Genomic DNA, 17,023 nt, shown 5'->3' with positions numbered 1-17,023 from the left:
CACCCACTGAGGGGTCCGAAGATCAGACCGGGGGAGGAGGGGAATGGTCCTGTGGTGGTACGGGACCGGTGTCGGCCCCCTAGAGGCTGTCGGGTGGTACCGGACCCGTGCCGGACCCCTAGAGGCTGTCGGGCGACGCCTCGGCTTCGGCTTGGGCCGCCGCCCGCTTGATCGCCGCGTCGCGCCCCCGCACGTACCAGATGCCGATCAGGCCGAGCCCCGCACCGGCCAGACAGGTCCACACCCACCACAGGTGGCCGTGGTCGTCGAACCAGCCGTAGAAGGGGAGCTGGACCAGGAAGAGGACGAACCAGAGGATCGTGCCGCCGGTGATGGTGGCGACGACGGGCCCCTCCAGGGGCTCGGGTGCCTCGTGTTTCGGTGTCCACTTCGCCATGACCTCAGTGTATGGGCCCCCATGCGCGAAGCCTTCCCGGTCCAGGCGGCCCAAGGGTCTACGCGCGGAGATAGCGATCTTTGCCTTATGTATTCATACTGAATCTGCTTACGGCTGACTCGAATTATTCGTGTAAAAGTCCAAAGCTGACCACTTTCACTCCCCCTCTACGTACGACTGAGGTCATACATGTCCCCCTCGGCCACCGCTCCGGTCGATGCCAGTCAGCCCGCGGCTCCGCAGCCACAAGGTGGCCTGGATCGTTTCTTCAAGATCTCCGAGCGGGGGTCGTCGGTTGCACGCGAGATCCGCGGCGGTTTCGCCACGTTCTTCGCGATGGCGTACATCATCGTGCTGAACCCGATCATTCTCGGCAGCGCCAAGGACATGTACGGCCATCAGCTCGACGGCGGCCAGCTGGTCACCGCCACCGTGCTGACCGCCGCGTTCTCCACGCTCCTGATGGGCGTCATCGGCAACGTGCCGATCGCGCTGGCGGCCGGCCTCGGCGTCAACACCGTCGTGGCCCTCCAGCTCGCCCCCCGGATGAGCTGGCCGGACGCGATGGGCATGGTCGTCCTCGCGGGCATCGTGGTGATGCTGCTGGTTGCGACCGGTCTGCGGGAACGCGTGATGCACGCCGTGCCGACCTCGCTCCGCAAGGGCATCGCGATCGGCATCGGCCTCTTCATCCTGCTGATCGGTCTGGTCGACTCGGGCTTCGTCTCCCGCGTCCCGGACGCCGCGCACACCACCGTGCCGCTCCAGCTCGGCGGCGACGGCCACCTCGACGGCTGGCCGGTCCTGGTCTTCATCCTCGGCGCGCTGCTCACCCTCGCGCTGATCGTCCGCAAGGTGCCGGGCGCGATCCTGATCTCCATCGTCGCGATGACGGTCCTCGCGATGATCATCGACGCGATCGCCGATCTGCCGGGTCAGGCATGGGGGCTGACCGTCCCGCAGTGGCCGGGCAATCCGGTCGCCACCCCGGACTTCGGGCTGATCGGCAAGGTCAGTCTGTTCGGCGGCTTCGACAAGGTCGGTGTGCTCACCGGCATCCTGTTCGTCTTCACCGTGCTGCTGTCCTGCTTCTTCGACGCGATGGGCACCATCCTCGGTGTCGGCGACGAGGCGAAGCTGACGGACAAGGACGGCAACTTCCCCGGCATCAACAAGGTGCTGTTCGTGGACGGCATCGCGGTCGCCGCGGGCGGTGCGAGCTCCGCCTCCGCGGGCACCTGCTTCGTGGAGTCCACGGCGGGTGTCGGCGAGGGCGCCCGCACCGGCTTCGCGAGCATCGTGACGGGCCTGCTGTTCACGGTGGCGCTGTTCCTGACGCCGCTGGCGACCATGGTCCCGTCGCAGGCGGCCACCCCCGCGCTGCTGGCGGTGGGCTTCCTGATCATCTCGGGCTCGGTGCGGGACATCGACTGGAGCGACTACACGCTCGCCATCCCGGCCTTCCTCGCCATGCTGATGATGCCGTTCACGTACTCGATCACCAACGGCATCGGCATCGGCTTCATCGCCTTCTCCGTGCTGCGGGTGGTGGCCGGACGCTGGCGCGAGGTGCCGGTGCCCATGTACGTGGTGTCGGCGGTCTTCGTCTTCTACTACGCGATGCCGGCCCTCGGCCTCACGTGACCTCTTCGGCCCTGATCCCTGTGGTCCCCTCGGGGCCGTAGAACCTCTCCGTCTCGTCGACGGCCGCCTTGAAGCGCTCGTCGAAGTCATCGCGAATGAGCGTCCGGACGACATAGTCCTGGACGCTCATTCCGCGTTTGGCGGCATGCTGCCGGAGCCGGTCGAGCAGCTCACCGTCTATCCGCAGGCTGAGCACAGTCGATCCCATGGAAAGCAGGGTTACGGCCCAGTGGGTCGTTTCGCGTCACTTTACGGATCCGACTCACTCGTTCGGGTGACCGATTGGGTGAAGTGCCTCTCGCGCGTGTAACACGAATGGTCTTTAGGGTAGGTAATGAGTTACGCTAATAAACATGCCTGACCTGATCCACGACGGCGACAGTGCGGCCGCCGTGAGCTCCCTTCGCTCCGCCGTGATGCTGCTCAGCCGGCGCCTCAAGCACCAGCGCGTCGACGAGTCGCTGAGCCCCACCGAGATGTCGGTGCTCGGCACGCTCGCCAGGTGCGGCTCGGCCACACCGGGCGAGCTGGCCCGCAAGGAGCATGTGCAGCCTCCGTCGATGACTCGCATCGTCGCGCTGCTGGAAGCGAAGGGGCTGGTCAGACTGGAACCGCACCCCGATGACCGTCGCCAGAAGGTGGTCAGCCAGACCGAGCAGGCGGAAGCCATGCTCGAAGAGAGCCGCTCCAAGCGGAACGCCTGGCTGACCGCCCTCGCCGAGGGCCTGGACGAGGACGAGTGGGCGACGCTCCGCAAGGCGGCGCCCGTGCTGGAGAAGCTCGCCCACCTGTAGCGGGGCGGGCCGCGCCGGGCCACAGCCGGCGCACCGCCCGCACCGCCGCACCCCGTCAGTCAGCGAAACGCATACGCCCGAGGAGGCGAACCCTTTTGAGTACGGGATCCGGAGCAGACTCCGCCCCCGCACCGACTTCCACCCACGAGAGCAAGCCCGGCGGGACCTTCTCGTCGCTGAAGATCCGTAACTACCGCCTGTTCGCCACGGGCGCCGTGATCTCCAACACCGGTACCTGGATGTCCCGCATCACGCAGGACTGGCTCGTCCTGAGCCTCACCGGGTCCGCCACCGCCGTCGGCATCACCACGGCCCTCCAGTTCCTTCCGATGCTTCTGTTCGGCCTCTACGGCGGTGTCATCGCGGACCGTCTCCCGAAGCGGAAGCTGCTCCTCGTCAGCCAGGCGGCGCTCGGCCTCTGCGGGATCGCCCTCGCGGTGCTCACGCTCTCCGGTGTGGTCCAGGTGTGGCACGTCTACCTCATCGCGTTCCTGCTCGGCATGGTGACGGTGGTCGACAACCCGGCCCGCCAGTCGTTCGTGTCCGAGATGGTCGGACCCGCCCAGCTGCGCAACGCGGTCAGTCTCAACTCGGCGAACTTCCAGTCCGCCCGGCTCATCGGCCCGGCCGTCGCCGGTGTCCTGATCACCACGGTCGGCAGCGGCTGGGCCTTCATGTTCAACGGCCTGTCCTTCGCCGCCCCGCTCGTCGGCCTGCTGATGATGCGTACGAGCGAGCTGCACAAGACCACTGTCGTACCGCGTGCCAAGGGACAGCTGCGGGAGGGCCTGCGCTACGTCTCCGGCCGCCCCGAGCTGATCTGGCCGATCGTCCTGGTCGGCTTCGTCGGCACGTTCGGGTTCAACTTCCCGATCTGGCTCACGGCCTTCGCGGACGAGATCTTCCACGGCGGCGCCGGGATGTACTCGTTCTTCAACATCCTCATGGCGGCCGGTTCCCTCGCCGGTGCCCTGCTCGCCGCCCGCCGCCGCTCCTCCCGGCTGCGGATGCTGGTGGCCGCGGGCACGGCGTTCGGTCTGCTGGAGATCATCGCGTCGCTGTCGCCGTCCGTCTGGCTCTTCGCGATCCTGCTGGTCCCGATCGGCATGATCGGCCTGACGACCAACATCAGCGCGAACACGAGCGTCCAGATGGCCGCCGACCCGGCCATGCGCGGCCGGGTCATGAGCCTGTACATGATGGTCTTCGCCGGTGGTACGCCGGTGGGCGCCCCGATCGTCGGCTGGATCAGCGACGCCTACGGGGTCCGTACGGGCATGGCCGTCGGCGGCGCGTTCTCGCTGGTGGCCGCGCTCGGCGTCGGCCTCATGCTGGCCCGCGTCGGAGGCCTGCGCCTCCGCGTCGACCTGCGACCGGGCCGCCCGCACGTCCGGTTCGTCCCACGGGAGGAGCTGGCCGCGGCGGCGTGAGCGCCGTCCGACGAAGCGCATGTCACGGCCGAAGCACATGGGCACGGCCCCGACCGGTGAGCACCGGTCGGGGCCGCCGTGTGTCGGGGAGCGTCAGTCGCGGGGGAAGTCGCCGGTCTCCAGAGCGAGGCCCACCACGGTCGAGGTGAGGTCGACCCGGGTGCCGAAGTCGAGGCTCAGCACGCTGCGGTACTCGTCTTCCTTCGGCAGCGTGTGGAGATGCCATGTACCGGTGTACGGGTCGACGATGAGATACACGGGCACACCGGCGGTGGCGTAGGTGGCCTTCTTCGATCCGTAGTCGTTGGCGGCGGTGCTCTTCGAGACCACCGCGGCCACGAACTCGATGTCCTGGTAGCGGCACCGGCCGTTGGTGTCCTCGGTGGCGCCGTCGGTCAATGCCACGACATCTGAGGCGAAACCGTTGAGCAGCCCCGGGAAGTCGATGCGCACATCGGACAGCAAGCGCTCCCGGGGGTACCTTGCGCGCAACTGCTCGATGATGTCGAGAATGATCCGCCAGTGTGTGCGCCGCTGCGGCGACATGTAGATGTTCCCCTCGACGATCTCGACCTTGAATCCCTCGGGGGTGGGCTCAAGCCACTCGAACATCATGTCCAGAGTGCGCTCGTCGCTGCTGTCGGCCATCTCGATCCTGTCGGTCTCTGCGACGGTCATCGTGGCGCTCCTCCCCGCTGCCGCGCGGGCGCGGGGAGCCGCGTAGTACAACGATACGTACGGAGGCCGAGACACGCCGGTACGGTGCGACACTCGGCCCATGAGCCGTCTCAGACTCTTCGTTGCCGTGCTGCCGCCCGCCCCCGCCGTCGAGGAACTGCGCCGTGCCGCCGCCCCGCTGCACGCGCTGCCCGAGGCCGAGGGGCTTCGCTGGGCCGATGTGTCCGGCTGGCACTTCACGCTCGCCTTCCTCGGGTCCGTGGACGAGGAGCTGCTGCCCGAGCTGGAGGAGCGCCTCGCACGGGCCGCCCACCGCACCGACCCCTTCCCGCTGCGCATCCACGGCGCCGGCCGGTTCGGCGGCCGGGCGCTCTGGGTGGGGGCCGCGGGCGCGCTCGACACGCTGCGGCTGCTCGCCGAGCGCGCCGACGCCGCCGCCCGCCGCACCGGCATTCCGATGGACGAGCACCGCCGCTACCACCCGCACCTCACCCTCGCCCGCAGCCGGCGCGCCGAGGTCGACCTGCGGCCCTGCGTCGAGGCGCTCGGAAGCTTCGAGGGCACCGGGTGGGAGGTCGGCGAGCTGGCCCTCGTACGCAGCGATCTGCCGGTCTCGGGGGTGCCGGGCGAGCGGCCCGGGTACGAGGTGGTCGCATCCTGGTCGCTGGGGCACTGAGACCGGCGGTTAGGCTCGAAGGGTGGATCCGAAGACCAGAAACCGCATCATGGCGGCCGTGCTCGTGCTGATGTTCGTCGTCGTCGCCGTGGCGGCCGCCGTCGGGGCGTGACGCGGCCGGGGCCCCGGGCCGCCCCTCAGTGACCGTGCCGCAGCCGGCGGACCCGGCGGCGAAGGCCCCGCAGGGCCCGTCGCATCCGGCCGCGCATCCCTCCTCAGGCAGCGAGGGCCCGCGCGGTCTCCTCGGCGAACGCCTCCGGGTTGTCCAGCATGATGTTGTGCCCGCACTCCGGGACCGCCACCACCCGTACCCCCTGCTCGACGAGCGCCTCCTCGCCGGGCAGCGGCCCGTCGTTCTGCGGCCGCAGGAAGGTGCGCGGAATCTTCAGGTCGAGCAGCAGTTCACGCATCGTCGGCGTCGTCCCGCGGGCGAGCTGCACCGCGCTGCGGTGCAGCGCCTCGCGGCCCGCCAGGCGTATGGTCGCCCACCAGTGCGGCCCCACCCGGTCACGTACCTCGGCCCAGCCGTGCGCCAGGAACTCCTCCTCCGAGTACGCCGCGATGCCGCTGCTGCCCGGCCGCGCGGGCCCGGGGGCGACCGGGTCCAGATTGGCGTCGACCAGGACCAGCCGGGCCACCAGGCGCGGATGGCGCGCCGCGAGCACGATGGCCACCGCGCCGCCCATGCTGTGCGCGATCACGTCCGTGTCGTACGCGCCGGCCGCCTCCAGCGCCGCCGCCACCGCGTCGGCGTGCTCCTCCAGCGTGTAGCCGAAATCCGTGGGGCGGTCGCTGATCCCGAAGCCCAGCAGGTCCATGAGCAGCGTCCGGCCGCCGGCCAGCAGGGGATGGGTGGCGCTCGCGGTGAAGTACGGGCCGGACGAGGCCCCGAGCCCGTGCAGGCAGACCCGGGTACGGGTACTGCCGGGCAGGCCGGGCAGCTCCACCCACCTGATGCGCGCGCCGTCGGCCGTCACCTGGGCGTTGTGCATGTCTTCCTCCTCGTCGCCAACCATCGGGACGACTATACATCGGCATCGATGTATAACAATCGTCGGAGAGGATACGCACATGCTGGAACTGGCCATCCTTGGATTTCTGTACGAGCAACCGCTGCACGGCTACGAGCTGAAGCGCCGGGTCGCCCACCTCACCGGGCACGTCCGCCCCATCGCGGACGGCACGCTGTACCCGGCGATCAAGCGCCTGGAGCGCGCCGGATGGCTGGAGCGCCGCACCGAACCCGGCACCAGGGCCGCTCCCCGCCACACCCTCACCCTGACCGGCCCGGGGCGCGAGGAGCTGCGGCGACGCCTGCGGGAGGCCGACGAGGTGGACATCAGCGACGAGAACCGCTGGTTCACGGTCCTCGCCTTCCTGCGTCATCTGCCGTCCCCGGCCGAGCAGGCGGACGTGCTGCGGCGCCGGCTCGCGTTCCTGGAGGAGCCGAGCAGCTTCTTCTACGAGGGCGAGCGGCCGCTCGGCGCCGAGTCGTTCGACGACCCGTTCCGGCGGGGGCTGCTGAGGATCGCCCGCGCGACCAGCGAGGCGGAGCTGAGCTGGCTCGGGGAGACGCTGAAGGAGCTGGACGCGCCCTGAGAGCCTGTCGGGTGACCTCCGACCGGGCGGCCACGCCCCGGCACGCACGCTTCCCGCGTTGTCGTCGGTCGCCAACGCTCCGCGTCGACTCCCTCCTCCGCCTTGGAATCGCACGCACCAGACCGCGTCCGCTACCCGATCCGAGGTCACCCGACAGGCTCTGAGCCGAGCGCCCTTCGCGGACACACGGAAACGGGCCGCCGCCGTCCTCGCCCCCTGCGGGGACGGGACGGCGACGGCCCGGTGGTCCGTCGGACGGTCCTCACCAGGCGAACGCCTCCGGCGAAGGCCCCGGACCCGGGAAGATCTCGTCCAGCGAGGCCAGCAGCTCCGCGGAGAGATCGAGCTCCAGCGCCCGCAGCGCCGAGTCCAGCTGCTCCCGGTTGCGCGGTCCGACGATCGGCCCCGTCACCCCGGGACAGGTGAGCAGCCAGGCCAGACCGGCCTCGCCCGGCTCCAGGCCGTGCTTGTCGAGCAGATCCTCGTACGCCTGGATCTTCCCGCGCAGCGCCGCGTCCTTCAGCGCGTCCGCGCTGCGGCCGGAGGCCGAGCGTCCGGCCGTGCCCTCGCGCTCCTTCTTCAGCACGCCGCCCAGCAGTCCGCCGTGCAGCGGGGACCACGGGATGACACCGAGGCCGTACTCCTGCGCGGCCGGGATGACCTCCATCTCGGCGCGGCGCTCCATCAGGTTGTAGATGCACTGCTCGCTGACGAGGCCCAACGAGCCCCGCCGGGCGGCCAGTTCATTGGCCTGGGCGATCTTGTAACCGGCGAAGTTCGACGAACCGGCGTAGAGGATCTTGCCCTGCTGCACCAGGACGTCGATCGCCTGCCAGATCTCCTCGAAGGGGGTGTTCCGGTCGACGTGGTGGAACTGGTAGAGATCGATGTAGTCCGTCTGGAGCCGCTTCAGCGAGGCATCGACGGAGCGCCGGATGTTCACGGCGGAGAGCTTGTCGTGGTTGGGCCAGGCCTCGCCGTCGGCGCCCATGTTCCCGTACATCTTGGTGGCCAGGACCACCTTGTCGCGGCGTTCGCCGCCCTGGGCGAACCAGGTGCCGATGATCTCCTCGGTGCGGCCCTTGTTCTCGCCCCAGCCGTACACATTCGCGGTGTCGAAGAAGTTCAGACCCGTGTCCAGCGCCGCGTCCATGATGGCGTGGCTGTCCACCTCATTGGTGTGCGGGCCGAAGTTCATGGTGCCGAGGACGAGGCGGCTGACCTTGAGTCCGGTGCGTCCGAGCTGCGTGTACTCCATGGACACCAAGCCAACGCCTTCGAGTCCGCTCGAAGCAAGGGCGACCGGCGCCGCCCCGTCGGGACGTAGCCTGGCTGCCGTGAATTCCGTACCGCGCGTTCTGGCCGTACTCGACGATCTGCTCCGCGATGCGAGCCGTGACGATCGCGGCGCGCTGTGGCAACTGGCCGAGCAGGGCCGGGAGTTGGATGCCAACCTGGTACGCCTGCCGCCCGGCGGCGAGGTCGGTGCGCACCAGGAGGACGTCCTGGACGTCCTCCTGGTCGTCGTCGCGGGCCATGGCCGGATCGACGCCGGGAGCGGCTCGCTGGAGTTGGCGCCCAGCACCGTGGCCTGGCTGCCCCGGACCTCCCGCCGTTCCCTCGCCGCCGGCCCGGACGGCCTCACCTGCCTGACGGTCCACCGCCGCCGCCCCGGCCTGACCATCAAGTCCTCGGCCGCCCCCGCCCTGTCGTACGAGGGCGGCGAGGCCCCCTGCATGCTGGACCGGGTCTGCCCGGCGTGCGGCCGGCTCTCGCAGGACCCGGAGCCGGTGTTCTGCAGCCGGTGCGGGGAGCGGTTCGCCGAAGGGTGAGAGCGGACTGCCGCGAGGGTGGCCGGGAGCGGTCGTGGGGTGACCGAATCCCAAGTGCTGTGGACCGCTGAGAATATGACCGAGCGTCTAGTCTGTTGCTCCATGTAGTCCACAGGGGGTCGCATGCACAGCGAGGGTACGGCCGGTCGCGATTCGGACCACGGGCAAGGCGACGGATCCCCCCGCAGGGCCGACGGCGGTCGGGCGGGCGGCTTCCCCCGGAGCGATTCGACCGAGCACGCGCAGGCGTGGCCGGACACGCATCCGACGCCGGATTCCTCACCGTCGCCGGACCGGGCGGCGACCCCCGCACCGCACCACGTGATCGACGGCCGTTACGAGCTCCTGCACAGCCTCGGACGCGGTGGCATGGGCGAGGTCTGGGAGGCGCTGGACACCCGTCTGGACCGTCATGTCGCGGTGAAGGGCCTGCTCGGCCGGGATGCCATCGGCGCGGCCACGCAGGAGCAGATGATGCAGCGGGCCCGGCGGGAGGCCGCGGCCATCGCCAAGATCAGGCACCCGAACGTGGTGGCGGTGCACGACCGGGTCGAGTCCGGCAACCAGGTCTGGATCGTGATGGACCTGCTCAACGCGCGTTCGCTGGCGGACCTGATGCGCGAGGAGCGGCGGCTCCCGCTGCGGCGGACGGCCGCGATCGGCCTCCAGGTGCTGGGCGGGCTGCGGGCGGTCCACGAGGCGCGGGTGGTCCACCGCGACGTGAAGCCCGCCAACATCCTTTTCGCCAAGGACGACTTCGCGATCCTGGCGGACTTCGGCATCGCGACCTTCGACGGTGCCGTCCCGCTCACCAGGGCCGGTGAACTCATCGGCACCTTCAAGTACCTGGCGCCCGAACTGCTCGGCCAGACCTCCCAGGAGAGCGCCGCGACACCCGCGTCCGACCTGTGGTCGCTGGGCGTCACGCTGTACGAGATGGTCGAGGGCAGGCACCCCTTCGACCGGCCGAACGAATACGAGGTCCTGGTCGCCGCCTGCCAGTCCGACCCCCTTCCGATGGAACACGGCGGGGGCCTGGCCGAGGTCGTGGGCCGGCTGATGCACAAGGACCCGCGCCGGCGCCTGAGCGCCGAGAGCGCGGAGGAGATGCTGCGGAAGATCCTCCGTGATTCGGCGGCGAAGCCGGACCCCGTACCCGAGCCTGTGCCGCCACCCGCCCCCGTACGCCCTCAGGCACCGCCTCCGCCGCCCCCACCGCCCCAGGTGCCGAAGAAGCGCGTCCCGGGGTGGCAGAAGGTCTCGGCGGCCGTGGTGTGTGGGGCCCTGCTGGCCGGTCTCGGATGGTTCGCCGCGGACCGGATGCGGGGGGACGGCGAGGCGGACGCGGGCGCCCGGCCCGGCCGGGGTTCCGAACCGGAGCCGTACATCAAGACGCACCCGATCCTGAAGGTGGGCGTCAAGGCCGATCAGCCCGGACTGAGCGAGAAGACCAAGGACGGCAAGTACCGCGGGTACGAGATCGACGTGGCCTATGCCATCGCGCACGACATGGGCTACAGCCGCGACCGGGTCGCCTTCGAGCCCGTGAGCAGCGAGAACCGGAGCACGATACTGGAGAAGGGCGATGTGGATCTGGTCATCGCCACCTACAGCATCACGCCGGAGCGCAAGCACGCGAAGCCGCCCGACTACAGCGTCGCGTTCGCCGGCCCGTACTACGTGGCCAGCCGGAGCTTCATGGTCCGCAAGAAGGCGAAGAAGGTGTCGATCGACGACTCCAGGATGCTGCGGCAGAAGCAGTTCGAAGTGTGTACCGCGAGGAGTTCGACGTACGAGACATGGCTGCCCAAGGCGGGCTACAACATGACGGGGTCGCTGCCGAACGGCTACGACAGGTGCGTGCGCGACCTGTTGGACCCGACGTCGTCGGTCTACGCGGTGAGCACGGACGACGTCATCCTCGCCGGGTTCGTCAAGAACAACCCCTCCGAGCTGAAGCGGCTGGACAGCGGTCCGGGCGCGGAGGGCTACGGCGTCGCCATGAATCCGGACGCGAAGGGACTGAAGCGGGAGGTGTGTTCGTCGCTGAAGAAGATCATGACCGACGGGGTCTGGGAGCAGCTGTACGCCGACCACCTCGCCCCGCTGCTGAACAGGTCGAACCCGCCGAACAAGCCGAAGCTGGAGGAATGCCCGTCCTGACGGCTACCGCGCCCAGGCGGCCGCGTACGAGGACGATCCGCCCCACACACCGTGGCGCGAACGCGTCGCAGCGCTCGCGGCGGAGGCGGACGGACCCGCGACCTGACCGTGCCCGGTAGCCTCACGCCATGGGGCTCGACATCACGGTGATGATCGCCGACTGGTCATGGCTGGGCGAAGTGCCCGAGCGCGAGCGGCTGTTGCGGTTGAGGAATGCCTGGTACGCCGACGAGACGGGCCTGTGGGACCACGATGCCCCGCCGAACGAGGGTGATTGGGAGTGGCCGAAGGGGCCGAACGGCGCCTTCTTCGCCCTCTACGAGTTCCTGCACACCCTCGGCTCGTACAAGCCGCACTTCTGGGCCACGCACTACTGGGAGCGCGTCCGAGACCACGCCGATCCGGTGTTGCGGGCCGGGCTGGACGCCTTCCTGCTCGGGCTGATCTGGGGTGGCATGGACGGCGAGTCGGGGGAGACGGACAGGGACTTCTTCTCCGACGACCCGGAAGTCGCGTACGGCCTGCTGGTGGCACGGTCACCGGACAGTGTCCGGGAGCTGGCCGCGACCTGGGAGGGCATACGGCCACGGCTCGAAGGCTTGCGCGAGGCCTTCACCGTGTACTCCGCCGTCCCCGACGGCCGGGGCGGCGACTTCGACGCGTTCGCCCCTCTGCTGGAGGAGTGGGGACGGATCCTCGCTGAGGCCGCCCGGCGGGGCTGGGGTGTCGTGGGGCTGAGCGAGTAGGGGGCGGTCGATCGGGCAGGGACGGCGGCTGCGCCGACCCGGACGATGAGCACCGCTCAGACAAAGAAATCCTCGGCGTCGGGGTCGGATATGCCCATGAGAAACCGGGAGAAGGCATCCATTTCATCCTCTCCCAAAAAGTAGCCTCCGGTGTGGTGGAGATGGAAGAAGCGCCCTTTCCGGTCGGCCAGGAGAATTCCATACTCGGAAGACTCGTAGCCAATAGGGAAAAGCTCTGTGCCCAGGTTGAATGCTAATTCTTGAATAAGTCTTGCGTCGCCGTCATATCCAAGTGTCGGCTTCATGATCCAGGAGAAGTCGTGTGTTCTTGGGTGATTGAGGCGGAGTGAGCCGTAAGTGTGGATAACGCGCACTGCGGCCGGTACGGGCGACATGGTGATTCCTTGTCGCTGGGCGTCTTGTACCCGGACCTGGATGAGTTCATCGGCTTGCTCGCCGATGTCGCGACCTGGGAACCAGCCGTTTTGGGTCAGCCAGTCGAGCACCTCTGGGGCTGGTTGCGCCGGAGGGTGACTCATTTCGGAATCGGCCCCTTCGATGCCTGCGGTCAACTTCTCCGCCATCCCCGAGGCGGTGCGTTCCTCAGGCAAAGAAGTCCTCCACGTCCGGAGTGTCAGCGTTGGTGATGAATCGAGAGAATGCATCGTACTCATCTTCGCCGAGGAAATATCCACCTGTGTGGTGAAGAAGAAACCACCGGCCGATTTCATCCACCAGGATGATTCCGAACTCTGACGACTCGAACCCCACTGGAAAGAGTGGCACACCCAAGCCGGACGCAATTTCTGCAATCAATCGAGCATCGCCGTCATATCCGCCTGTCGGCTCCATCTCGAATGAGGAATGCGATGCTCTTGGATGCGTCAAATCCAGAAGCCCGTACGTGTGGATAACACTAACGGCCGCATCCACGGCTTTGAGCGGAAACCCCTGCGCCTCTGCGTCCTGAAGTCTCACCTGGATAAGATCTCGTGCCGAATCGCCGATGTCTCGCCCAGGAAACCAGCCATGTCGAGTCAGTCAATCGAGTACTTCTGTGGTTGGTCGAGTCGGAGGCATGGTGCGTTTCCTGTTCTGTGGGTGGATCTTTAGCCAATCAATCGATGACAGCCGATCAGGAACAGCTCAGCCGATGTTGTCGACCGCGGCCTTCGCGCGCGTGATCGTGTGCTGCGCCGTGCCGTCGTTCTTCTCCAGCGTCGTCTTCAGCAGCTGGATGATGTTCTTGACCTCCTGCGAGGAACGGTTCCACCGCAGTTCCTTGCCGTGGTACTCGTCCGCCACACCATCGGCCGCGAAGTCCGCCATCGCCGCCTTCACCTGGCCGTCCCGCGCGGCGATCACTTCCTCCAGACGCCCGATCACCACCTGGATGTTGCCCTGCGCGTCCGCGGACGCACCGATGTCGTACGAACGACGGTCACCGTCACCAGCCATCAGAAACCCAACTCCCCGTTGTCACCGGCCGCCGAAGCGCGCCGCGTCGAAGTTTGCCGCCGACATCTGCTGCCGCGCGTTGTCACCCTGCTCCTGATCACCCGAACCGAACGCCTGCTCCATCCCCGACTGACCACCGAGAAGAGCCGAAAGCGAACCGTTCAACGCCGCCGTGATCTCGTCCGAACGACCCTTGAACGAATCGAACGCCGCACGGCCCGCACCGTTGAACTTCCCCTCCAACGGCGCCGCCGCCTGCAACAGCTGACGAATCAACGTACCCAGGTCATCACTCGACCCACGCGACTTCGACGACAGATTCGTCAGAACCTGCGCCCCCATGTCGAACTTCATGCCGGTTTTCCCCGTTCCATGCATGCGCTCACATCACATTGAGCTGAAGACCCTACCAATGGGGCCGGTGGCGCGTGGGAGCACCCTCCGATTCAAACATGTGGAGGCGCCCGGCGACGGCGGACATGATGGCGCCATGAACAATCGCGTACTTCCCGTACAGGCACTGGTCGTTGTGGACGTTCAGGCGGACGCGGTCGGCGGTGACCGGGCGGTGCCCGAGGCGGCCCGGCTCCTGGACCGGACGACGGATCTGATCGCTCGGGCACGCAGGGGCGGGGCGCTCGTCGTCCACGTACAGAACGACGGGCAGCCCGGAGCGGGGGACGAGCCGGGCACGCCCGGGTGGGAGCTCCACCACGCCGTCGAGGCCTCGCCCACGGAGGTCGTGATCCGCAAGACCAGGGACGACGGGTTCCACGGGACGCCCCTGGAGGGCCTGTTGACCGGGTCGGAGGTACGGGCGCTCGCCATCTGCGGCGTGATGTCCGAGATGTGCGTACAGGCGACGGCCCGTACGGCGTTGGCGCTGGGGTACCGGGTCGTCATGCCGCACGACGCCCATGCGACGCACGACATCCCGGCCGCGCCCGGAATCAGCGACAGGATCCCGGCCGCCGCGGTCTCACGGGTCGCGGAATGGGCCCTCGGCAGCGAGCTGGAGGTCGTGCCGTGCGCCGCGGACGTGGCGTTCGCCGCCCCTCCCGCGCGGGCCCGCTGAATCGGCCGGATCGGGAACCGCGGCGCCCGGTCCTGTCGTCATCAGGCGCGCCACCACGCGCGGTCCGCGCCGAGTGCCGTGCGGGCCGCGCCCCATACACGCAACTCAAAGGAGCAGCATGAGAGTTAACGGCAGCACGCGACCTCGCAGCGGCAGCCGGAGCAGCACCGTTTCCTCCTCGCGACGCAGCTCCCGTACGGCTCTCCTGAACGGCTCGAAGGCGGTGCTGGCCGTCGCGCTCGTCCTGGGGGCGGCCACCGCCTGCAACAAGTCGTCGAGCGACGGGACCCACGCGGCCAAGGACTGGAAGGTCGGCGACTGTGCCGGGCCCGACAGCAGCGCGAAGGACGCCTACCAGCCCCTGGACTGCGGCGACTCCAAGGCGACGCTCAAGGCCCTGGAGATCAAGGACGGCGCCATCTTCTCCGATTCCATCCAGTGCCCGGCCGGCACGGACGCGATCATCTCGGTGAAGGTCTCCTTCGGTTCGGGTGGTGACGCCAAGTCCGGTATCCCCAGCAAGACCATCTGCGGCCGCAACCTGACCGGCGACCACCCCGGTGACGCCGGTATGGGCGGCGGCCAGCTGGTGAAGGGCGACTGCGTGGACGACCAGGCCAAGGAGGTCGCCTGCGGCAGCGGGGGAAGCGGCGTGAGCAAGGTGCTCGACCTGACGAAGACGGCCGAGCAGTGCCCGGTCGGAAGCAAGCCGTTGGAGCTGTTCCCGAGCCCGGGGCGGCCGTACGACGCGATCTGCACCGGCAAGGCCTGACCGGCCGGCGCCGGCCGGCGCCACGCCCATGAACTCACCGCGGCCGGTGAAGCCCACGCTTCACCGGCCGTGCGGTGTCCCGGAGGAATCGACGGGCCCCGGGGCCGGGAACGCGAACCGTACGTCGGTCAGCCGTTCCGACAGCTCCCACAGGCGGCGTCCGGTCCCGGCATCCGCTGCCGCCGGGGCCAGCCGCACCCGGGTCGGCCCGCCGCGCAGCTCGGCCGGGCCGTCCGGCCCGATGAACTCGCCGCCCCGCACGCCCGGGTGGGTCGCCGCGTACAGCTGCGGCAGTGCGCCGCGCGCCGGGGTCTGGGCGAGCGGGCGGAGCACGCGGCCGTACAGCAGCTTCACCAGGCCGACCGGCGCGCTCGTCTGCAGGTTGGTGGAGGTGTAGCCGGGGTGGGCGAGCAGGCTGAGCACCGGGCTGCCGGCCGCGGTCAGCCGCAGATGGAGTTCCCGGCCGAAGACGGCGTTGGCGAACTTCGACTGGTTGTAGAACCCCATCGGCGCGTACGAGCGCTCGCCGGAGAGGTCGTCGAAGAAGAGCCGCCCCTGCCGGTGATTGGGTGAACTCACCGTGACCACACGGGGATCGCGCCCGACGGACAGCAGGTCGAGCAGCAGCCCGGTGAGCGCGAAGTGGCCCAAGTGATTGCAGGCGAACTGGAGTTCATGGCCCTGTGCGCTCAGCGACCGGGGCGGTGCCATCACCCCGGCGTTGTTGACGAGCACGTCCAGTCGTGGATGGTCGGCGCGCAGCCGGTCGGCGAAGGCCCGGACCGAGTCGAGGTCCGCCAGATCGAGACGGCGCACCTCCAGATCGGCGTCCGGCTGCGCGGCGGCGATCTCCGCGGCCGCCCGGCGGCCCTTCTCCTCGTCGCGTACGGCGAGGATCACGTGTCCGCCCCGGAGGGCGAGCGCCCGGGTGGTCGCCAGCCCCAGGCCGCTGTTGGCTCCGGTGACGACGTACACCCGGCCGGTCTGGTCCGGGATCTGCTCGGTGGTCCAGTGCTGTTGCCGTGTCATGTGACACACGTTGCCCTCAGTGGCACTCGGTGTCAAGAAGTATCCCGGGTGCCACAAAAGGCATGGGGTTACCATGAGTGGGTGAGCTCCCGCCCCGAAGTGACCATGGCCCAGCGCAAACGCCGTCTCGTCTCTGGCGAGCTGACCGAAGCGGCGCTGCAACTGCTCGCGTCGAAAGGGTTCGACGCGGTCACCGTCGACGAGATCGTGACCGCCGCCGGTGTGTCCAAGCGGACGTTCTTCCGGTACTTCGCGTCCAAGGAGGACGTGGTCGTCCAGTTCCTGGCCGACATGGGCGCCGGTATGCGCGAGGAGCTGGCGGCCCGCCCGGCCGGGGAGCGCCCCTCGGTGGCGCTGCTGCGCGCCGTCTCCGGCTCCCTCGCCGCCTGCGCCCACCCCGACCACTCCGAGCGGGCGCTGCGCGTGGTCCAGCTGATCCTGCGTACGCCCGCCCTGCGGGCACGCTTCATGGAGCGTCAGGCGCAGTGGCGCGAGGAGCTGACGGCGGAGCTGGCGCACCGGACGGGGCTCGGGTCCGACGCCGATCTGTACCCGCGGCTGGCCGCCGGGATGGCGCTGACCGCCTTCGACGCGGTGCTGGAGCGGTGGAGTGCCGGCGACGGCGCCGAGGATCCCGTCGCGTTGCTGGACCGGGCCTTCGACGTGATCGCTCCGGCGCTGGACGCGGGCCGGGGCGGCACCGCGGCCTCCTGACTCCCGTTTCCGCCGC

21 protein-coding genes are annotated in these 17,023 nt (G+C 69.0%); 11 read left to right on the top strand and 10 right to left on the bottom strand.

Annotation, left to right across the window (positions count from 1 at the left end; all coding sequences use genetic code 11):
* Window positions 1-118: 118 nt before the first annotated feature.
* A complete protein-coding gene (locus OG520_RS17610; RefSeq protein WP_317865990.1) occupies window positions 119-397 on the bottom strand; it encodes a DUF2530 domain-containing protein in 279 nt (92 codons plus the stop codon).
* 189 nt (window positions 398-586) lie between these two features.
* On the opposite strand from OG520_RS17610, the gene OG520_RS17605 reads away from it, so the two are divergent.
* Window positions 587-2,041, top strand: a complete 1,455-nt coding sequence (locus OG520_RS17605) for an NCS2 family permease (RefSeq protein ID WP_406013792.1) — start codon at window positions 587-589, stop codon at window positions 2,039-2,041.
* On the opposite strand, the gene OG520_RS17600 is transcribed toward OG520_RS17605, so the two are convergent.
* Window positions 2,034-2,249 (bottom strand): ribbon-helix-helix protein, CopG family, encoded by a 216-nt coding sequence (locus OG520_RS17600; RefSeq protein ID WP_266415937.1) that lies wholly within the window; start codon window positions 2,247-2,249, stop codon window positions 2,034-2,036. The genes OG520_RS17605 and OG520_RS17600 overlap by 8 nt on opposite strands.
* A 145-nt stretch (window positions 2,250-2,394) precedes the next feature.
* On the opposite strand from OG520_RS17600, the gene OG520_RS17595 reads away from it, so the two are divergent.
* Window positions 2,395-2,835: a MarR family winged helix-turn-helix transcriptional regulator gene (locus OG520_RS17595; RefSeq protein WP_266415935.1), complete on the top strand. Its 441-nt coding sequence runs from the start codon at window positions 2,395-2,397 to the stop codon at window positions 2,833-2,835.
* Window positions 2,836-2,930: 95 nt separating this feature from the next.
* Window positions 2,931-4,265: an MFS transporter gene (locus OG520_RS17590; protein ID WP_406013791.1), complete on the top strand. Its 1,335-nt coding sequence runs from the start codon at window positions 2,931-2,933 to the stop codon at window positions 4,263-4,265.
* Between the two features lie 93 nt (window positions 4,266-4,358).
* On the opposite strand, the gene OG520_RS17585 is transcribed toward OG520_RS17590, so the two are convergent.
* Window positions 4,359-4,943 (bottom strand): Uma2 family endonuclease, encoded by a 585-nt coding sequence (locus tag OG520_RS17585; protein WP_406013790.1) that lies wholly within the window; start codon window positions 4,941-4,943, stop codon window positions 4,359-4,361.
* Between the two features lie 100 nt (window positions 4,944-5,043).
* Between OG520_RS17585 and thpR the strand changes: the two genes are divergently transcribed.
* Window positions 5,044-5,619 carry an RNA 2',3'-cyclic phosphodiesterase gene (gene thpR, locus OG520_RS17580; protein WP_406013789.1) on the top strand — a complete coding sequence of 192 codons (576 nt, stop codon included), beginning with the start codon at window positions 5,044-5,046 and terminating at the stop codon, window positions 5,617-5,619.
* 215 nt (window positions 5,620-5,834) lie between these two features.
* Here the strand turns inward: thpR and OG520_RS17575 are convergent, their stop codons facing one another.
* Complete coding sequence (locus tag OG520_RS17575; protein ID WP_406016508.1) at window positions 5,835-6,611, bottom strand: alpha/beta fold hydrolase; 777 nt, start codon at window positions 6,609-6,611, stop codon at window positions 5,835-5,837.
* Window positions 6,612-6,690: 79 nt separating this feature from the next.
* On the opposite strand from OG520_RS17575, the gene OG520_RS17570 reads away from it, so the two are divergent.
* Window positions 6,691-7,218: a PadR family transcriptional regulator gene (locus tag OG520_RS17570; RefSeq protein WP_399331314.1), complete on the top strand. Its 528-nt coding sequence runs from the start codon at window positions 6,691-6,693 to the stop codon at window positions 7,216-7,218.
* Between the two features lie 262 nt (window positions 7,219-7,480).
* On the opposite strand, the gene OG520_RS17565 is transcribed toward OG520_RS17570, so the two are convergent.
* Window positions 7,481-8,476, bottom strand: coding sequence for an aldo/keto reductase (locus tag OG520_RS17565; protein ID WP_406013788.1), 996 nt, complete (start codon window positions 8,474-8,476; stop codon window positions 7,481-7,483).
* 79 nt (window positions 8,477-8,555) lie between these two features.
* Between OG520_RS17565 and OG520_RS17560 the strand changes: the two genes are divergently transcribed.
* The 3 genes from OG520_RS17560 to OG520_RS17550 all read left to right on the top strand — a co-directional run bounded on the left by OG520_RS17560 (window position 8,556) and on the right by OG520_RS17550 (window position 11,959).
* The gene (locus OG520_RS17560; protein WP_406013787.1) at window positions 8,556-9,050 is read left to right on the top strand and encodes a hypothetical protein; all 495 of its coding nucleotides are present in this window, start codon (window positions 8,556-8,558) and stop codon (window positions 9,048-9,050) included.
* Window positions 9,051-9,173: 123 nt separating this feature from the next.
* Window positions 9,174-11,213 carry a serine/threonine-protein kinase gene (locus OG520_RS17555; RefSeq protein WP_406013786.1) on the top strand — a complete coding sequence of 680 codons (2,040 nt, stop codon included), beginning with the start codon at window positions 9,174-9,176 and terminating at the stop codon, window positions 11,211-11,213.
* Window positions 11,214-11,341: 128 nt separating this feature from the next.
* Window positions 11,342-11,959, top strand: a complete 618-nt coding sequence (locus OG520_RS17550) for a hypothetical protein (RefSeq protein WP_406013785.1) — start codon at window positions 11,342-11,344, stop codon at window positions 11,957-11,959.
* 56 nt (window positions 11,960-12,015) lie between these two features.
* Here OG520_RS17550 and OG520_RS17545 read toward each other — a convergent pair whose 3' ends face one another.
* From OG520_RS17545 to OG520_RS17530, 4 genes are all read right to left on the bottom strand, one after another.
* Window positions 12,016-12,543: an SUKH-3 domain-containing protein gene (locus OG520_RS17545; RefSeq protein ID WP_406013784.1), complete on the bottom strand. Its 528-nt coding sequence runs from the start codon at window positions 12,541-12,543 to the stop codon at window positions 12,016-12,018.
* Between the two features lie 19 nt (window positions 12,544-12,562).
* Window positions 12,563-13,000: an SUKH-3 domain-containing protein gene (locus tag OG520_RS17540; protein ID WP_406016507.1), complete on the bottom strand. Its 438-nt coding sequence runs from the start codon at window positions 12,998-13,000 to the stop codon at window positions 12,563-12,565.
* Between the two features lie 105 nt (window positions 13,001-13,105).
* On the bottom strand, window positions 13,106-13,417 hold the full coding sequence (locus OG520_RS17535; protein ID WP_266415907.1) for a pore-forming ESAT-6 family protein: 312 nt from the start codon (window positions 13,415-13,417) through the stop codon (window positions 13,106-13,108).
* Between the two features lie 21 nt (window positions 13,418-13,438).
* A complete protein-coding gene (locus OG520_RS17530) occupies window positions 13,439-13,771 on the bottom strand; it encodes a hypothetical protein (RefSeq protein WP_266415905.1) in 333 nt (110 codons plus the stop codon).
* Between the two features lie 136 nt (window positions 13,772-13,907).
* On the opposite strand from OG520_RS17530, the gene OG520_RS17525 reads away from it, so the two are divergent.
* Window positions 13,908-14,492 (top strand): isochorismatase family protein, encoded by a 585-nt coding sequence (locus OG520_RS17525; RefSeq protein WP_406013783.1) that lies wholly within the window; start codon window positions 13,908-13,910, stop codon window positions 14,490-14,492.
* A gap of 118 nt (window positions 14,493-14,610) precedes the next feature.
* Window positions 14,611-15,264 carry a hypothetical protein gene (locus OG520_RS17520; RefSeq protein WP_399331328.1) on the top strand — a complete coding sequence of 218 codons (654 nt, stop codon included), beginning with the start codon at window positions 14,611-14,613 and terminating at the stop codon, window positions 15,262-15,264.
* Between the two features lie 60 nt (window positions 15,265-15,324).
* Here OG520_RS17520 and OG520_RS17515 read toward each other — a convergent pair whose 3' ends face one another.
* The gene (locus tag OG520_RS17515) at window positions 15,325-16,293 is read right to left on the bottom strand and encodes an oxidoreductase (RefSeq protein WP_406013782.1); all 969 of its coding nucleotides are present in this window, start codon (window positions 16,291-16,293) and stop codon (window positions 15,325-15,327) included.
* Between the two features lie 105 nt (window positions 16,294-16,398).
* Between OG520_RS17515 and OG520_RS17510 the strand changes: the two genes are divergently transcribed.
* The gene (locus tag OG520_RS17510) at window positions 16,399-17,007 is read left to right on the top strand and encodes a TetR family transcriptional regulator (RefSeq protein WP_406016506.1); all 609 of its coding nucleotides are present in this window, start codon (window positions 16,399-16,401) and stop codon (window positions 17,005-17,007) included.
* The last annotated feature ends 16 nt before the right edge of the window (window positions 17,008-17,023 follow it).

This window comes from Streptomyces sp. NBC_00984 (assembly GCF_045162475.1).
Classification (GTDB): Bacteria; Actinomycetota; Actinomycetes; order Streptomycetales; family Streptomycetaceae; genus Streptomyces.
Note: the sequence above shows the minus strand (reverse complement) of the source record. Positions and strands in the feature narration are given on the sequence as shown.